The 16,031-nt window shown below is 57.4% G+C and carries 16 protein-coding genes and 1 pseudogene; 14 read left to right on the top strand and 3 right to left on the bottom strand.

The features are described 5' to 3' along the window. Positions 1–75 precede the first annotated feature (75 nt). The 14 genes from ACR0LF_RS14915 (at position 76) to ACR0LF_RS14850 (ending at position 13,360) form a co-directional block, all read left to right on the top strand. A complete protein-coding gene (locus tag ACR0LF_RS14915; protein ID WP_480581241.1) occupies positions 76–1,329 on the top strand; it encodes an ABC transporter substrate-binding protein in 1,254 nt (417 codons plus the stop codon). Positions 1,330–1,395: 66 nt separating this feature from the next. Then, complete coding sequence (locus tag ACR0LF_RS14910; protein ID WP_480581244.1) at positions 1,396–2,427, top strand: carbohydrate ABC transporter permease; 1,032 nt, start codon at positions 1,396–1,398, stop codon at positions 2,425–2,427. Between the two features lie 9 nt (positions 2,428–2,436). Then, the gene (locus tag ACR0LF_RS14905) at positions 2,437–3,318 is read left to right on the top strand and encodes a carbohydrate ABC transporter permease (RefSeq protein ID WP_480581246.1); all 882 of its coding nucleotides are present in this window, start codon (positions 2,437–2,439) and stop codon (positions 3,316–3,318) included. 135 nt (positions 3,319–3,453) lie between these two features. After that, a complete protein-coding gene (locus ACR0LF_RS14900; RefSeq protein WP_480581249.1) occupies positions 3,454–3,984 on the top strand; it encodes an ester cyclase in 531 nt (176 codons plus the stop codon). Between the two features lie 11 nt (positions 3,985–3,995). After that, a complete protein-coding gene (gene hisD / locus ACR0LF_RS14895) occupies positions 3,996–5,327 on the top strand; it encodes a histidinol dehydrogenase (protein WP_480581252.1) in 1,332 nt (443 codons plus the stop codon). After that, positions 5,324–6,376 carry an ester cyclase gene (locus tag ACR0LF_RS14890; RefSeq protein WP_480581255.1) on the top strand — a complete coding sequence of 351 codons (1,053 nt, stop codon included), beginning with the start codon at positions 5,324–5,326 and terminating at the stop codon, positions 6,374–6,376. Before hisD ends, ACR0LF_RS14890 begins: the two co-directional genes overlap by 4 nt. Before the next feature lies 1 nt (position 6,377). Further along, complete coding sequence (locus ACR0LF_RS14885) at positions 6,378–7,145, top strand: SDR family NAD(P)-dependent oxidoreductase (RefSeq protein ID WP_480581258.1); 768 nt, start codon at positions 6,378–6,380, stop codon at positions 7,143–7,145. Next, positions 7,145–8,164, top strand: a complete 1,020-nt coding sequence (locus ACR0LF_RS14880; RefSeq protein ID WP_480581261.1) for a LacI family DNA-binding transcriptional regulator — start codon at positions 7,145–7,147, stop codon at positions 8,162–8,164. Before ACR0LF_RS14885 ends, ACR0LF_RS14880 begins: the two co-directional genes overlap by 1 nt. Continuing rightward, on the top strand, positions 8,161–9,135 hold the full coding sequence (locus tag ACR0LF_RS14875; protein WP_480581263.1) for a nuclear transport factor 2 family protein: 975 nt from the start codon (positions 8,161–8,163) through the stop codon (positions 9,133–9,135). The genes ACR0LF_RS14880 and ACR0LF_RS14875 overlap by 4 nt, the downstream gene beginning before the upstream one ends. A 151-nt stretch (positions 9,136–9,286) precedes the next feature. Further along, on the top strand, positions 9,287–10,246 hold the full coding sequence (locus ACR0LF_RS14870) for a cupin domain-containing protein (protein ID WP_480581265.1): 960 nt from the start codon (positions 9,287–9,289) through the stop codon (positions 10,244–10,246). Next, positions 10,243–10,845 carry a class I SAM-dependent DNA methyltransferase gene (locus tag ACR0LF_RS14865; protein WP_480581267.1) on the top strand — a complete coding sequence of 201 codons (603 nt, stop codon included), beginning with the start codon at positions 10,243–10,245 and terminating at the stop codon, positions 10,843–10,845. Before ACR0LF_RS14870 ends, ACR0LF_RS14865 begins: the two co-directional genes overlap by 4 nt. A 9-nt stretch (positions 10,846–10,854) precedes the next feature. Continuing rightward, positions 10,855–11,976: a cobalamin-independent methionine synthase II family protein gene (locus tag ACR0LF_RS14860; RefSeq protein ID WP_480581270.1), complete on the top strand. Its 1,122-nt coding sequence runs from the start codon at positions 10,855–10,857 to the stop codon at positions 11,974–11,976. Continuing rightward, entirely contained in the window at positions 11,973–12,668 is a 696-nt protein-coding gene (locus ACR0LF_RS14855; RefSeq protein ID WP_480581273.1) for an alpha/beta fold hydrolase, read from the top strand. The genes ACR0LF_RS14860 and ACR0LF_RS14855 overlap by 4 nt, the downstream gene beginning before the upstream one ends. Next, positions 12,665–13,360: an RraA family protein gene (locus ACR0LF_RS14850; RefSeq protein ID WP_480581276.1), complete on the top strand. Its 696-nt coding sequence runs from the start codon at positions 12,665–12,667 to the stop codon at positions 13,358–13,360. Before ACR0LF_RS14855 ends, ACR0LF_RS14850 begins: the two co-directional genes overlap by 4 nt. 53 nt (positions 13,361–13,413) lie before the next feature. Here ACR0LF_RS14850 and ACR0LF_RS14845 read toward each other — a convergent pair. The 3 genes and pseudogenes from ACR0LF_RS14845 to ACR0LF_RS14835 all read right to left on the bottom strand — a co-directional run bounded on the left by ACR0LF_RS14845 (position 13,414) and on the right by ACR0LF_RS14835 (position 15,999). Continuing rightward, positions 13,414–14,039 (bottom strand): annotated as a pseudogene (locus ACR0LF_RS14845) (TRAP transporter large permease subunit). A gap of 452 nt (positions 14,040–14,491) precedes the next feature. Beyond that, on the bottom strand, positions 14,492–14,971 hold the full coding sequence (locus ACR0LF_RS14840) for a thioesterase family protein (protein ID WP_480581278.1): 480 nt from the start codon (positions 14,969–14,971) through the stop codon (positions 14,492–14,494). After that, positions 14,968–15,999, bottom strand: coding sequence for a histone deacetylase family protein (locus ACR0LF_RS14835; RefSeq protein WP_480581280.1), 1,032 nt, complete (start codon positions 15,997–15,999; stop codon positions 14,968–14,970). The genes ACR0LF_RS14840 and ACR0LF_RS14835 overlap by 4 nt, the downstream gene beginning before the upstream one ends. Between the last annotated feature and the right edge of the window lie 32 nt (positions 16,000–16,031).

Genomic DNA, 16,031 nt, shown 5'->3' with positions numbered 1-16,031 from the left:
GGGATGAGCCCCGGGGTCAAATCATATGCGTGTAAGGGGCACGCAATCCAAACTCAAAGAAACAGGGAGACTGAGATGTTTCTGAGAAAACTAGCAACTGTAACGACCTTTTTTGGTCTGATGGGCTCGGCCGCATATGCGGCCAATTGTGGTCCCGAAGGCCAGTCCATCCGCATTCTTGCAAGTGACTTCCCGGCCATTCACGCGGTCGCAGGGACCGCCGAAGCAAACTGCGCAAGTGGCGCGGCTGAGTTTTCCACCAACCACACGACCGAAGCCCGTCAGATCATGAACGCGGCGTTGACGCCCAACCCGTCTGAATACACCTCAGTCATTTTGGCGAATGCGACGCTGACTCAGCTGATGAATGACGGACTGGTGCGTCCGTTGAACGATCTGGTCGAGAAATACGGTGAAAACATCTCGCCGAACCTTCTGATCACAATCGATGGCAACGTCATGGCGGTGGCCTTCATGGCCAACTCGCAGCACCTGTTTTCCCGCACGGACATCCTTGAGCAGGCAGGATTTGACGGTATTCCGGCAACTTACGAAGAAGTTCTTGAGGCGGCCGAGATGATCCGCGCTGCCGGTATCATGGAGCATCCGATCGTGATGAACCTGAGCGCCGGCGACGGTGGTTGGAACCTCGCTGAGGTCTTCAACATGATCTACCTTGGACATGGCGGAGAATTCTTTGAGCCGGGCTCAGCTGAGCCTGCGATCAACAATGAAAAGGGTTTGGCCACGCTTGAAGTAATGAAGGCGCTGGCAGAATACGCGCATCCGGATCACCTGACTCACGCCTCGAACGAGACGCAAGGCCTTTGGGAAGCTGGTCAGGCCGCACTTGGCGTCATGTGGGGCTCGCGCGGCTCGCCGATTCTGGATGATGAGGGTTCCACGGAAGAAGTGACCTCGAACACTGTTTTGTCCGCAGCTCCGACTGTTGGCGGGGGATCGACTCCGGCTTCGACATTGTGGTGGGACGGTTTCTCGATTTCCTCTAACGTGTCGGATGAAGAAGCCGAAGCCACCTTTGCGGCACTGGCCAGCGCGCTGACACCGGAAATGGTAGCAGCAAACAATGACGATGCCGTATGGCTGCTGGATGGCTATGAACCCGGGGCAGCCGCTGCTGGTGTTGCAGCTACAGCGCAGGGCGGTGCGAAACCGTATCCGATGATCCCTCAGATCGGCATTCTGCACGCCGCTCTTGGCAAGGAGCTGTCCGACTTCATGAAGGGTGGCGAGTCTGCTGAACAAGCGCTTTCCGATGTCGAGGCAACCTACAGAACGTCTGCCAAAGAGGCTGGTTTCCTCCAGTAATCTCCCCGACTTGAGGGGGCTGTTGTGGCCCCCTCTCATTCTCGAATTCAGATCGGGACGCATGCTATGAAACACCGCACCTTCTTCTGGTTTGTTCTGCCGACATTGTCAGCGATGATCTTGTTCATCGCGCTGCCAATCGTATCGGTGTTTATCCAGTCGCTTTTTGTCGAACACGAGCAGGTTCTGGTCGTCTCGGAAAGCTGCGGCCCCTTTGGATGTAACCCGACCACTACGGTTGATACGGAAGCGACCGAGAAGCTGCGCGAAGAACAACCTTTGGGCCGATTCAACGGTCTGGGCACGTATTTCGACCGGTCGCACCTTGCGATTGCAGATATTGGAGAGGCCTGGGCGACCTCAGACAGTCTGGGTGACTTTTGGTCCAAGGTTTACAACCTTCCATTTTACAACGCTCTGACCTTTACGCTGGCTTATACATTCATCGTGACCCCCCTTGTTCTGGTGCTGGGTCTGGCCATCGCGGTGGGTGTCAACAACCTGCCACGCGCGTTGAAAGGTCTGGCGATCTTTATTTCCCTGTTGCCGTTCCTCGTGACCCCGCTGGTTGGTTCCTTGATCCTGTTCTGGATGGTCGACGGTGACGGAGTGATCGGGGCGACCATTCAGAAGCTGTTAAATGATCCATCGCTCAGCCTGAAGGCGTCCACGCCGCTCATGTGGATCATGTTGATGGTTTACGGTGTCTGGCACACCCTGCCGTTCAGTTTCATCACCTTCTATGCCGGGCTTCAGACGGTGCCTGAAGACACGATGGAAGCAGCACAGATCGACGGTGCCAGCAAATGGCAAAGCATGATCCATGTGGTTGTGCCGCATCTGATGCCTCTGGTTTCGTTCGTGACGCTGATGATGATCATGGACAATCTGCGCGTCTTTGAACCGATCGTCAGCTTCAAGGCCGAGGCACATGCGCGGTCGCTCAGCTGGATCATCTTCAATGACCTGCGCGAAAGCGGCAATCCGCTTTATGCATCGGCTGGTGCGACCTCGCTGATCACCATCATCATCGTGGTCATCCTGATGATGCCGGTGCTGGTGCGTACGTGGCGCGACTTCACCCGTAAATCTCACTGAGGACACGACATGGCGACCAAAGCACAATCCCGCATGACCCCGCTTAAGCTGTTCTCTTATGGCTTTGTGGCGTTCTGGCTGATCATCGCGGCGTTTCCCTTCTTCTGGACGTTCTGGGGCAGCTTCAAGGTTCAGGCCGACTTCCTGTCCAAGGCCGACTGGATGAACGCGCTGCGGGGCACGAACACCATCGAGCAAACCGGTAGCGCCTTTACCGGTGCGGGCTACTACGGCGCGTGGATCGAGGAAGATTTCTGGTTCAACTTCAAGAACACCGGCATTGTCGTGTTCTTTACCGTGGTCATTTCGCTGACCTTCGGAACATTGGGTGGTTACGCGCTGGCCCGTTCGGGCTTCCGCTATGCGTTCTGGATTCTGATGGCCGCGCTGGTTTTCCGCGCCATGCCGCATATCACGCTGGTTTCAGGTTATCTGCTGTGGTTCTTCGAATGGAATGTCTGGGGCATTCTGCCCACCACGATCATCGTGCTGGTGGCAATCAACCAGCCCTTCACGCTGTGGATGCTGCATTCGTTCTTCAAGAACATTCCCAAGGACATGGACGAAAGCGCCATGGTCGACGGATGCACCCGGTTTCAGGCTTTCCGGCATGTGATCGTGCCCGTCATGTGGCCGGGCGTGATCACCACGGGTCTGTTCAGTTTTCTGCTCGCCTATAACGACTTTACCGTCGCTGTGATGCTGTTGAGCGAAGAGAATGAGACCATCATTCCGGCCATCAACAGCTTCATGGGCACTACGCAGGTCGAAGGCAAGGTCATGTACGCCGTTGCAGCAGTTGTGTCTGCTACGGCACCGCTGTTCGTGCTGATCCTTTTTTTCCAGCGCCAGATCGTCAGCGGTCTGACAGCAGGGGCGGTGAAAGGCTGATGAGCGCATCTGCAAGAAACAGCTTTGTTGCGCGCCATCCTGCGCTCAACCGGATGCCGAGGGATTTTTTGACGGACAACTAACGGACTTCGTCACTTCGAAAATTCCAAAGGCACCACATAAAGGATGAGACACATGAAGGGTTCCCGCCCTGAACAGGCCGTGCTGACCAAAGACACGGACATGAGCAAAACCGAAGAAACCCGCGCCGTGATCGAAGCGATGGTCGACGGACTGAACGATCACCGCATTGACGACATTGGCGAGTTCTTCTCGCGGGGGTTCCGCTGGCTGGGCAATCAGGGCTGCGGCACCAAGTCCGGGTTGGAGGAATTCCAGAACAACTGGCAACGCCCGTTTCAGGCGGCGTTTTCCGACAAGACCTGCATCGATGAAGCGCGCCTTTACATGGGTGAATGGGCTGCGGCCTTTGGCCGACAGGAGGCGACCCATTCGGGCGAGTTTCTGGGCATCGCCCCGACCGGGAAACGGGTCGAGATTCGATACATGGATTTCTGGAAAGTCGTCGACGGCAAGATCGTCGACAACTGGGTGAACGTCGATTTCGCCCACGTCGCGGCGCAGCTGGGCGTGGACGTGTTCAACGGCGAAGGCTGGGAAGCATTTGACCGGGGCGAAAAAACACCGCCGCGGCCCGAAAACTGAGGATTAGGACAATGGCAATCGAATATCTCAAACGCGGCAAACCCGAGGCCGACCGGGCCGAGGATGATGCCAAAACCCGCGCCGTCGTCGAGGCGACGCTGAAGGATATCGAGGCGCGCGGTGATGCGGCCGTGCGCGAGTTGTCGGAGAAATTCGACAGTTATACGCCCGAAAGCTTTCGCCTGAGCCAACAGGAGATTGATGACCTGATCGCCTCATTAAGCGACCGGGAACTGGCGGACATCAAGTTCGCGCAAGAGCAGGTGATGAATTTTGCGCAGGCGCAGCGCGACTCGATGCTGGATATCGAGGTTGAGACGCAGCCCGGCGTGATCCTCGGCCACAAGAACATCCCGGTGCAGTCGGTGGGTTGTTATGTTCCGGGAGGTAAGTTCCCGATGGTTGCCTCGGCCCACATGTCCGTTGCAACCGCTAGGGTGGCGGGCGTGCCGCGCATCATCGCCTGCACGCCACCGTTTCAGGGCAAGCCGAACGCTGCCGTGATCGCTGCGATGCATCTGGGCGGGGCGCATGAGATTTACGTCATGGGCGGTATTCAGGCCGTCGGCGCGATGGCGATCGGGACAGAGACCATCCAGCCGGTCCATATGCTGGTCGGACCGGGCAATGCCTTCGTGGCCGAAGCCAAGCGCCAATTGTTCGGGCGCGTGGGCATCGACCTGTTCGCGGGCCCGACCGAGACCATGGTGATTGCGGATGAATCCGCCGCCGACGCCGAACTGTGCGCCACCGACCTGCTGGGGCAGGCCGAGCATGGCTATAACAGCCCCTGCGTCCTGCTCACCAACTCGCGCAAACTGGCCGAGGATACGCTGAATGAGGTCGACCGCATTCTGGGCATCCTGCCAACCGCTGGCACCGCCAAGGTCAGCTGGGAGGAATACGGAGAGGTCATCGTATGCGACACCTATGATGAGATGCTGCAGGTGGCTGATGACATTGCGTCCGAGCATGTGCAGGTGATGACGGATCGCGACGACTGGTTCCTGGACAACATGACCTGCTATGGCGCGCTGTTTCTTGGACCGCGCACCAACGTGGCCAATGGCGACAAGGTGATCGGCACCAACCACACGTTGCCAACCAAGAAGGCCGGGCGATACACGGGTGGACTTTGGGTGGGTAAATTCCTGAAAACACACAGCTATCAGAAGGTACTGACGGATGAAGCTGCGACGATGATCGGTGAATACGGCTCGCGCCTGTGTATGCTCGAAGGCTTTGTTGGCCATGCCGAGCAGTGCAATATCCGTGTGCGCCGCTATGGCGGTATCAACGTTCCCTACGGCGAAGGTGCCCCGTACCGAGAGGCCGCGGAATGAGCGATACCCATACGGCCAACAAAGCGCTGATCGCGCCACTTCGGGCCGCGATGTACGACTTTGACTCAATCCGCGTTCAGGCCGCGCTGAATGGGGTCATCGCCTCGAACGCTGTGGTGCACATGCCGCATCCTTTCGGGGATCTGACTGGCCCGCGTGAGCTTTACGACATCTGCTATGCACCGCTGCTGAAAGCCATGCCCGATCTTGAACGTCGGGACTGGATCGTCATGGGCGGCAGGACCGAACATGGTGGCGACTGGATCGGATGTGGTGGGCACTATGTCGGAACGTTCGTCGCACCATGGCTGGACATCCCGCCGACCGGGCACCTGACCCATATGCGGTTCCACGAATTCTACCGTATCGAGGACGGAAAGGTTGTCGAGATACAGACCCTTTGGGACATCCCTGAGGTCATGATGCAGGCCAACGCCTGGCCGATGGCGCCGTCCTTGGGGCTGGAATTCTGTATTCCCGGACCGGCGACGCTGGACGGGATTGTGCCGGGGCCGTGGGACGAAGCCAAATCGCAGGTGTCCTGCAATCACATCGTCAACATGCTGGAACATCTGAAGAAACACCCGAGCCGAGGCGGTCCGGAAGTGATGGAGATGGACAGGTTCTGGCACCCGCGCATGAACTGGTACGGGCCTGCGGGCATCGGAACCGGTCGCGGCATTGCGGGCTTCCGCAATTGGCACCAGATCCCGTTTCTGAATGGCATGCCGGACCGCGGCAAATACGTGGATGACATCACCTATCATTTCTTCGGTGACGGTGACTATGCTGCCGTCACGGGCTGGCCCAACATGATCCAGACCGTAACCCATGACGGCTGGATGGGCATCGCGCCCTCGGGGCAACGTATCACCATGCGATCACTGGATTTCTGGCGGTTGGAAAACGGCCTGATCCGGGAAAACTGGGTGATGGTCGACCTGCTGGACGCGTACCGGCAACTGGGCGTAGATGTGTTCGCCCGTCTGCGCGAGTTCAACAAGGCACGCGTGATGGGTGAAATTCCATTCCCGGTCGGCGAGGTCTGATATGCCCCAATTCCCCAGCACCCCCAGTTTCAACCTAAGCGGCAAGCGTGCGCTGGTCGCCGGAGCGTCGTCCGGCATTGGCATGGCCTGCGCTGTCGCTTTGGCGGAACATGGCGCTGAGGTTACATTGGCGGCGCGCCGGGCAGGCGCGTTGCAGGACATCGCGGATGAGATGGGGTCGCGGGGATGGTCGGCCAAGGTGCTGGAACTGGATGTCTCGGACGTTGCAAAAACGGCCGTCGCGGTTCAAGAGAACGGGCCGTTCGATATCCTGCTGAATTCCGCGGGTCTTGCACGTCACAGCAAAGCTGTCGATACGACCCCGGATGACTTCGACGCCGTGATGGACGTCAATGTACGTGGCGCATACTTCCTGACCCAAGCGGTTGCTAAAGGCTTACTCAATTCCGGGAAGGCCGGGTCGTTGATCAACATCTCCAGCCAGATGGGCCATGTCGGCGGGCGTGAAAGAGCGGTCTATTGCGCGTCGAAATTCGCGGTTGAAGGCTTCACCAAAGCGATGGCGCTGGAGTTTGGCCCCTCCAAAATCCGGGTCAACACCATCTGCCCGACCTTCATCCTGACCGATCTGACACGCTCAACTTTCGACGATCCCGAAAAACGCGACTGGATACTGGACAAGATCAAACTTGGCCGTCCGGGTGAGATTGAAGACATCATGGGCGCTGTGGTCTATCTGGCCTCGGACGCGTCGGCATTGGTGACCGGCACTGCGATGATGATTGACGGGGGTTGGACGGCAGACTGATGGCAGGGCAAAAGATCACATCCTTGGACGTTGCCCGGCTGGCCGGGGTCAGCCAATCCGCCGTCAGCCGGGTTTTTACGCCCGGTGCCTCGGCATCGAAAAAAACCGTTGAGAAAGTGCGCAAGGCGGCCGAGGAACTGGGCTATCGGCCCAATGTTCTGGCCCGCGCCGTGGTGTCCGGCAAAAGCCGGATCATCGGGCTTGTCGTTGCTTATCTGAACAACCAGTTTTACCCGGAAGCCTTGGAAAAGCTTACAAATGCGTTGCAGGAACGTGGCTATCACGTGCTGATATTCATGGCGTCGCAATCCGCTGGAAACATTGACAAAATCGTCGAAGAGATTCTGGATTTCCAAGTGGATGGCATTATCGCTGCGTCGGTGGCCTTGTCTTCGGATTTGTCCGCTCGATGCCGCGCGGCAGGTGTGCCGATGGTTCTGTTCAACCGGGCGCAGGACGATCCGGCCATGTCCGCTGTTACTTCGGACAATATCTCGGGCGGACGCAAGGCGGCCGAGTTTCTGCTGGCTGGCGGGCACAAAAAGATCGGCTACATCGCCGGTTGGGAAGGTGCGTCCACCCAGCGCGACCGCGAGGCGGGGTTTGTTGCGGCATTGCGGGACGCAGGCATCGACCTGCATGCACGCGAAATCGGAAACTTTGTGACCGAACAGGCGCAGGAGGCCGCACGGCAGATGTTTGCCGCCGACCCGCCTGACGCCGTTTTTGTCGCCAACGACCACATGGCGCTGGCGGTCATGGACACGCTGCGGTTCGAACTGGGGCTGAACATCCCCGGTGACGTTTCGGTTGTCGGGTATGACGATGTGGCGGTGGCCTCCTGGCCAGCCTACGACCTGACGACCGTGCGGCAACCCGCCAACCGAATGGTCGCTGAAACCGTCGATATTCTGCTTAGAAAAATCGAAGGTCCGGACGCCGGTCCGCGCCGGTTGGAGATTGATGGACCCCTGATCGTTCGCGGTTCGGCCCGCATACCAGAAGGATGGAAGTCATGAAGGGATTTGATCCCAAATTCAAAGATTTTCCCGATTACATCATCGGGATCACCAAAGAGATCTGGGAAGATCGCGGCATCGCCACGCTGCACCACTACTACGCGCCAGACATTGTGGTGCGGTCGCCCGGGTCGGTGGTCGTCGGAAACCAGGGCGTGATTGCCGCCACCATGGCGACCCTTGCCGAATTCCCTGATCGCACTCTGCTAGGCGAAGACGTGATCTGGTCAGGAACGCCGGAAGAGGGGATGTTGTCCTCGCACCGTCTGCTGTCGACAGCTACCCATTTGGGCGACGGGGTTTACGGCAAGGCGACCGGCAAAAAATTGGTTTACCGTATCCTCGCCGACTGCCATGCGATCAACAATCAGATCAACGATGAATGGCTGATCCGGGATCAGAGCGCGATCGTGCAACAAATGGGCTGGGAGGCAAAAGACTATGCGCGCGATCTGATTGCGCGTGAGGGCGGCCCCGAGGCTTGTGTTCGGCCCTACACCCCTGCGAACGATCAGCCCGGGCCCTACAATGGCACCGGCAATGACAACGAATGGGGCCAGAAATACGCCGACATCCTGACCCGTATCATGAACGCGGATATGGGGGTGATTGAGGCGGAATATGACCGTGCTGTTCAGTCTGAGTATCCCGGCGGTACGACTGGTCATAGCTGGGGACCGGTGGACAGGTTCTGGATGGGATTGCGCGCGTCTTTCCCGAATGCCGAATTCAAAATCCAGCATCAGGTCGGTCGTGATGACCCGTTGATGCCACCACGAGCTGCGATCCGCTGGACACTGCACGGTAACCACGACGGTTGGGGTGTGTTCGGCGTTCCGACCGGTGCCGAAGTGTTTGTGCTTGGCATCAGCCATGCGGAATTCGGACCTTGGGGGCTGCGCCGCGAATACACTTTGTTTGACGAAACGTCGATCTGGAAACAGATCCTGCTGAAAACCGGCGATCTTTAGGATGCCGCGGCGTATCTCAAATCTGGATGCCGGGCTGGCGGCGCGACGGTTTCACGCCCATCGCGCCAGCCTGCGTGCACGGCGGCTGAACAACCGCCCTCCGGGTTTTGGGGTTTGATCCGTTCAAACCCCAATCAGAAGGAAGAAAGATATGAGTACAATCCAAAGCCGCATCGTCCGTTACGGCGAATTACAACCCTGCAAAACCGCGTTCATCGATGCGCATACGCCGGGCTCGGACCAGAAAGAAAACTTTACCATCGTCGGTGGCGGCGTCAGTGAAAGCCCCGATCAGCACGTTCACATCACCGACAAGATCGGGTTCAACATTGGTGCGGCGGGTCAACCGCCGAAATGCCGCAACTCGTTGCACAGCCACACGACCGCCGAAGTGTTCTTTGTTGCCAAGGGCCGGTGGCGGTTCTTCTGGGGCCGCTACGGCACGGCGGGTGAGTTCATTGCGGAAGAGGGTGACATCTTCAACATCCCCACCGGAATTTTTCGTGGGTTCGAGAACGTGGGCCAGGACTATGGCATGATCATGTCGATCCTCGGCGGCGATGACGCGGGCGGCGGTGTGACCTGGGCTCCGCAGGTCATTCAGGACGCGCAGGCCCATGGCCTGATGTTGGGCAACAACGGCGTCCTCTATGACAGCAAGAAGGGTGAAGAACTGCCGCACAATGTGCAACCCATGCCCTTGCTAACCGAAGAAGAACTGAAAGCTTACCCCGAGGTGCCGGTCGAGAACGTAATCGGGAAGTACGTAGCGCGGTATTGGGACCTTATGGCTTTGTCGGTCAACGAACCTGCGGTCGTGATTGGAGAGAATGGCCTGATCAAAGATAAACCGGGGTTTGAGGTTGATTTCCTGACCCGTGGATCAGCCGTGAAAGATACGGTCGACGCTGAAAAACCTGTGGTTCTGATGCCCGCAAGCGGCCATTGGCGGATCGCAATCAATGACGTTGAGGTCACATTGTCCAATGGCGATACTGCGCTGGTCTTGCCCGGTGAAACTTACAGTGCCGAGCCTTCCATGACCGGGCAAGCGGGCCTGTATCGGATCACAGCCACCGATGATCCCGCAGGGGCCACCTGGGTCGGATGACCGTAAATCCCGACGATACCCATTCCGTCTACGAACGGCAGGCCAGGACCTATGACGAGCAACGCTCGCGGGCCCTGTTCGAAGCGCGCTGGCTGGCGCGCTTCACCGCCAGCCTGAAACCCGGCGATCAAGTGTTGGATCTGGGTTGTGGTACTGGTGAGCCGATTGCTCGTTGGTTCATGGCTGAGGGATTTAACGTCACGGGTGTAGATTTTTCAGAGGCCATGCTTGAGATCGCCCAAAGCCGTTGGCCCGAAGGCGATTGGCGGCAGGCTGACATGCGTGAATTCGAGCTGAGCCAGCAATTCGACGGGATCATTGCTTGGAACAGCTTTTTCCACCTGACAGCAGAGGAGCAAATAGCCTGCATTGCTCGAATGGGACGTCATCTGCGCAGCGGCGGTATGCTGATGTTGACTGTTGGCCCCAGCGCAGGTGAGGAACAAGGGACTGTCGGAGGGGAACTTGTATACCATGCATCGCTTTCGCCGGCCGGCTACGCCACGTGTCTGGAAGAAAACGGGATGATCCTGAGCGGATTTCTGGCGAAAGATCCCGAAACCCAAAGCCATACTGTGCTGATGGCACGCAAGATTTAGGGAGGATTCATGACCGTAAAGACAACACATGTCGGGTCGCTTCCACGATCTCAGGAGGTCGTGGATTTCATTTTTGCGCGCGAACGCGAGGAAGCATATGACCATGCTGCGTTCGACGCCTGCATGACCAAAGCAGTGTCCGATACCGTACGCAAACAGGCTGAAGCGGGGATTGATATCGTTTCGGATGGTGAGACCTCGAAAATCTCTTATGCGACCTATGTAAAGGACCGTTACACCGGGTTCGATGGTGACAGCCCACGCAATGCGCCTGCTGACTTAAAGATGTTTCCCGGTTTTCTGAAGCGCTTGGCGGACGATGGCGGCACCCCGCAATACGCTCGGCCCATGTGCGTAGGCAAGGTGCGGTCCAAAGGGCAGGGAGAGCTGCAAAAGGACATCGACAACCTCAAAGCGGCGATAGCCGAACATGGGGTTGAAAGTGGGTTTATGAACGCGGCAAGTCCCGGAGTTATCTCGCTGTTTCTGCAGAACGATTACTATCCCACGCGCGAGGCTTATCTGGCAGCGCTCGCAGATGCGATGAAGGCGGAATATGAGACCATTGTAGGCGCTGGGTTAGATTTGCAGTTGGACTGCCCGGATCTGGCCCTGTCGCGTCATATGCTGTTCACTGATTTATCGGATGATGAGTTCGTCAAAATCGCTGATATGCATGTGGAGGCGCTGAACCACGCCTTGCAGAATGTGCCTGCTGACAAGGTGCGCGTTCATATCTGCTGGGGCAACTATGAGGGGCCGCATTGCTGTGACATCGGCATGGACAAGGTCTTTTCGACTCTCATGTCGACCAAATCCCGGTATGTGCTGTTTGAAACGTCGAACCCGCGCCACGCGCATGAATGGACTGTATTCCGTGATCGCAAGCAAGAAATCCCGGACGACAAGGTGCTGGTGCCCGGCGTCGTCGACACCACAACGAATTTTGTCGAACATCCCGAACTGATCGCGCAGCGTATTGAACGTTTCACCGATATCGTCGGCAGCGAACGGGTCATTGCCGGCTCGGATTGCGGTTTCGGCACATTCGCAGGGTTTGGTGCTGTTGATCCGGATATCGCCTATGCCAAGCTTGGCGCATTGTCCGAAGGGGCTGCCCTCGTCAAATGATGCCGCTTGTACTTCTGCCCGGCATGATGTGCGATGCGCGGTTGTTTTGCCCGCAGATTGCAGCGTTGTCTGGCAGATGCCCGATTATCTGTGCGCCGATTGGCGGGCACGATACCATGGAGGCTCTTGCCTCCGAGGTGTTGTCCTATGCACCCCATCGCTTCGCTGTGGCGGGTCTGTCGATGGGTGGGATCGTTGCAATGGAGATTCTGCGCCAGGCACCGGAACGTGTTGCAGGGCTGGCGTTGCTCGACACCAACCCTCTGGCCGAAACGGATGAGGTCAAGGCCCGACGTGCGCCTCAGATCGAGGCGGCAGGCAAGGGGGGTCTTCGAACTGTCATGGCGGAAGAGATGAAGCCGAATTATCTGACCAACGGCCCCAATCGTGCAACCATTCTGGATTTGTGCATGGATATGGCAATGGATCTTGGGTCGGAAGTTTTTGTCAATCAATCCAAAGCCTTGCGGGATCGCCGGGACCAGAGCGAAACGCTGCGTGCCTTTAAAGGCGAAACACTGATCCTGTGTGGGCGCGAGGATACCTTGTGCCCGGTCTCGCGGCACGAATTGATGCACAATCTGATACCGCATAGCCGGTCTGAGATCATCGAACAGGCCGGACATCTGCCGACACTGGAACAACCGGAAAAAACGACAGCGGCGCTGCTCTGCTGGATGGAGGCGATATGAAACAATCCCTGCTTGATCTTCTGAAATCCGTCGACACACCTACTGTTTGCAATGCGATTGAAGTGGCGCAGGGCAAGCGCGGGTTCGACAGTTTCACACGAGGAACCATGTTGTGCTCCGACCCCGATGCGGGGACAATGGTCGGCTATGCAAGAACGGCCAAAATCGCTGCCCTGAACCCACCCGAAGAGCCGGCGGAGGTGATCCGCCGGCGCCGGATGGAGTATTATCGGCACATGGCGACCGGGAAAAAGCCTGCCGTCACTGTCGTCGAGGATCTGGATTACCCGCATTGCATCGGCGCGTATTGGGGTGAAATCAACACGACGGTCCACAAAGGCTTTGGCATCAGCGGTGCATTGACAAATGGCGTGATGCGGGACCTTAGCGATCTGCCTGACGCTTTCCCTGTCGTGGCCGGTTCAATTGGTCCAAGCCATGGATTCGTACACGTAAAAGAGATCGCAACGTCTGTGAGCATTTTCGGGCTTTCGATCAATGACGGTGATCTGGTTCATGCGGATCGGCATGGTGCATTGGTGATCCCGCCAGATGTCATGGATGTGTTGGAGCAGGCGATTACCAAGCTGTTGGAAACAGAAAAGCTCATCCTTGAGCCAGCTCGTGAACCGGGGTTCGATTTTGAAGCTTTTGAAACCGCCTGGGCCGCATTTGAGGCTTCGAGAACGTAGTGCCGTTGGGGTCCTTAGTGGGAAGACCCATAGCCAGTTGAGGGCGAGAGCTTTCATTTTGAAAAATTGACGAGGGTCGTTTTACAAAGACCCGGGCCGACGTCGTTATGCAGTAATCGCAATGCGAATACGCCCGAGTTCTGGATCGTTTGCGCCAGGGTTTTCCAGGTCAGACCGCGATAGAAGTAGATCGCAACCGGGATCGCGTAGCACACCGCGATGCCTGCGGCCTCGCTAAGGGTTATGATGCCGCCATAGATACCGCCCAGAATGATAATCGGCATCATCAGTGCGGGCCCGGCCAGAAGGCCTTGACCCAACAGCACAGGCATGAACGGATCAGGACGAGCCGTCAGTTGGATATCGTCATACTTTCGCAGCATGAACTGGTTGGTAATGATCAGAAGCGTGATCAAGATGATCGCGGGGATGACCGTAGACAGGGAGCGTTTCAGCACGTGTTGTTGTGCCACCCAGCCATAATGGATGTGCGATGAGTTGGGCGGGGTCAAAAGACTCGAGGGGCTAGCCGACACGATCAGTGCTGCGGATTGCCCTTTCGGATAATTTGCCTTTTTCCGGTACGGCACCATGATGCCACGTTCAGACCGCCTTTGATGTGACCGATGAACATCTCGGCCAGCGCTGCCAGAGGGGCTGCTATCCGGCCTTTCTCCATGATGCTGCCAGCGATCATGAAGAGAGGAATTGCCAACAGCACCAAAGAGAGGATCCCGGTTGTTCCGGTCGGCAAGTACCCGATGATCGGTGGAAGTTCGTCCGTGATTTTCTGCGGATTATCAGCGTCGTCGTCGCCGACATACGTCGTCATGTCATCTTTCTCAATCGACATGCCTGTCCCCCCGCCTTTTTCTTTTTTAGAGAGTAAATAGCGAAAGGGCCGGCAGTTTTGCCGGCCCGATTGATTGTGCTGATGATTAGTTTTTGCTGGCCAGCAAGCGGTCGATCACATCCTGACCGCTGCAAAATTTTTGCGTTTGGTCACAATATGCGAAAAAGTATCATTATGAGCTTTGATTCAAAGCTTGATTTTCCTGGTTCGGGTTACTCTCAGTTTGGGGCTTTTTTGGGGTTTGGCCGCTGAATATCTGCGGCTGAAAGCGCGATTTTTCATCGTCTTATTAAACCGATAGGCCGACCTATTTGAGCAGGTCGGGCGATCGGTTTGTGTTCAGCCACCAATGCGGCGATGCGGTCCTGAATGTCCGGCGGATAGGGGGCAGAGCGGCGTGTGCCGTGATCGACATTCATGAGAACCTGCTCCATCACGCAGACAGTTGCCTGATCTTTCAGCCTTATCATCGAGCCTGCGATATGCAGGCGTTTGACGTCTGCGTCCAACATGAGAAACCGGCAGAAAAACTCATCGCCAGTCAAAAGCTCACCCAGATAGTGGACGTGGTTTTGCAGCGCAAATGGCCCGGCGTTGAAAGCCTTCACATAACCTGGGCCAACGCCAAGCTCGTGATCCAGCATGACATCCAGCGCTTCGTCAAAGGCCATGACGTAGTAAGCCAGATTCATGTGGCCGTTATAGTCGATCCACGCGTCCGGTACCCGGCGGGTTTCTGAGGTGATCCCGTTTGTCATGCGACGCCTTCCTCGAAACCCTGCAGGAACGCATGCAGATTGTCGCCCAACTCATCACACAGATACCCGCCCTCTTGAACGATCACGGTGGGCAGGTTGAGCGCCGCGAGCATCCTGGCCATTTCTGAAAAACCGGGGGTTGAGACGGCAAGACCTCCGAATGGGTCCCCTTCGAAAGCATCGAGGCCGAGCGCGATCACGATGGCACCGGGCGCAAAACTCCTGACATGGGTCAGGCCATCGCTCAGGCCTTTCATGAAACCTTCGTCCGCCGTGCCGCGCGGAAGCGGGATGTTCAGATTGTATCCGTGCCCAGCGCCTTCACCGACCTCATGCGCGTGGCCCCAGAAGAACGGATAGAACCGGGCGGGGTCTGCGTGGATGGACAAGGTGAACACGTCGTCGCGTGCGTAGAATATGCCTTGCGTCCCGTTTCCATGGTGCAGATCAACATTGATGATCGCCACACGTTCGTGGAATTGCCGCAGGCGCTGGGCGGCAACGGCGCTGTTGTTGAGGTAGCAAAATCCACCTGCGAGATCGGTGAAACAATGATGACCGGGCGGGCGGCACAAGGCATAGGCCCTGTGATCCCCGTCCAGAACGGCCTGCATCGCGGACACAGCGCAATTGGCCGACCTACGTGCCGCTTTCCAGGTATGTTCGCCAATCGGGCAGGACATGTCCGTGATGTGAAACCCTGCCTGACCGACCGCCGACAGGGGATAGCTGGTGGTGCGGCGATCCGGGTGAATGTTCGGGAAAATCTCTGGTGCCGCATCCGGGATACGTTGCCAGCGTTCATAGGCCGTGGACAGGAACTTCAGATAAGCGGGGCTGTGTACAGCAGCGATAGGGCCAAGGCCGCCATCGATTGGAGCAAGCACCTCATGCCCACCCGCTGCGACGCCTGCAAGCAGGCGCTCCATCCTTTCCGGCATTTCGGGGTTGGGTTGCATGACACCGTCCACCAGAAATCCGCTGGTGTTATGCTGGCCTTGCCGTTCGCGATCTAATAACACTTTCATGCGTCAGAACCCTACCTTGTCTGCGCCCTTGA

The organism is Ruegeria sp. E8 (genome assembly GCF_056533985.1).
Note: the sequence above shows the minus strand (reverse complement) of the source record. Positions and strands in the feature narration are given on the sequence as shown.

Bases quoted from the DNA above. Each gene is read 5' to 3' on its own strand.
- ACR0LF_RS14900 (WP_480581249.1), top strand. From the start codon at position 3,454: ATGAAGGGTTCCCGCCCTGAACAGGCCGTGCTGACCAAAGACACGGAC.
- ACR0LF_RS14885 (WP_480581258.1), top strand. From the start codon at position 6,378: ATGCCCCAATTCCCCAGCACCCCCAGTTTCAACCTAAGCGGCAAGCGT.
- hisD (WP_480581252.1), top strand. From the start codon at position 3,996: ATGGCAATCGAATATCTCAAACGCGGCAAACCCGAGGCCGACCGGGCC.
- ACR0LF_RS14905 (WP_480581246.1), top strand. From the start codon at position 2,437: ATGGCGACCAAAGCACAATCCCGCATGACCCCGCTTAAGCTGTTCTCT.
- ACR0LF_RS14850 (WP_480581276.1), top strand. From the start codon at position 12,665: ATGAAACAATCCCTGCTTGATCTTCTGAAATCCGTCGACACACCTACT.
- ACR0LF_RS14915 (WP_480581241.1), top strand. From the start codon at position 76: ATGTTTCTGAGAAAACTAGCAACTGTAACGACCTTTTTTGGTCTGATG.
- ACR0LF_RS14910 (WP_480581244.1), top strand. From the start codon at position 1,396: ATGAAACACCGCACCTTCTTCTGGTTTGTTCTGCCGACATTGTCAGCG.
- ACR0LF_RS14880 (WP_480581261.1), top strand. From the start codon at position 7,145: ATGGCAGGGCAAAAGATCACATCCTTGGACGTTGCCCGGCTGGCCGGG.
- ACR0LF_RS14855 (WP_480581273.1), top strand. From the start codon at position 11,973: ATGATGCCGCTTGTACTTCTGCCCGGCATGATGTGCGATGCGCGGTTG.
- ACR0LF_RS14835 (WP_480581280.1), bottom strand. From the start codon at position 15,999: ATGAAAGTGTTATTAGATCGCGAACGGCAAGGCCAGCATAACACCAGC.
- ACR0LF_RS14840 (WP_480581278.1), bottom strand. From the start codon at position 14,971: ATGACAAACGGGATCACCTCAGAAACCCGCCGGGTACCGGACGCGTGG.
- ACR0LF_RS14860 (WP_480581270.1), top strand. From the start codon at position 10,855: ATGACCGTAAAGACAACACATGTCGGGTCGCTTCCACGATCTCAGGAG.
- ACR0LF_RS14875 (WP_480581263.1), top strand. From the start codon at position 8,161: ATGAAGGGATTTGATCCCAAATTCAAAGATTTTCCCGATTACATCATC.
- ACR0LF_RS14870 (WP_480581265.1), top strand. From the start codon at position 9,287: ATGAGTACAATCCAAAGCCGCATCGTCCGTTACGGCGAATTACAACCC.
- ACR0LF_RS14865 (WP_480581267.1), top strand. From the start codon at position 10,243: ATGACCGTAAATCCCGACGATACCCATTCCGTCTACGAACGGCAGGCC.
- ACR0LF_RS14890 (WP_480581255.1), top strand. From the start codon at position 5,324: ATGAGCGATACCCATACGGCCAACAAAGCGCTGATCGCGCCACTTCGG.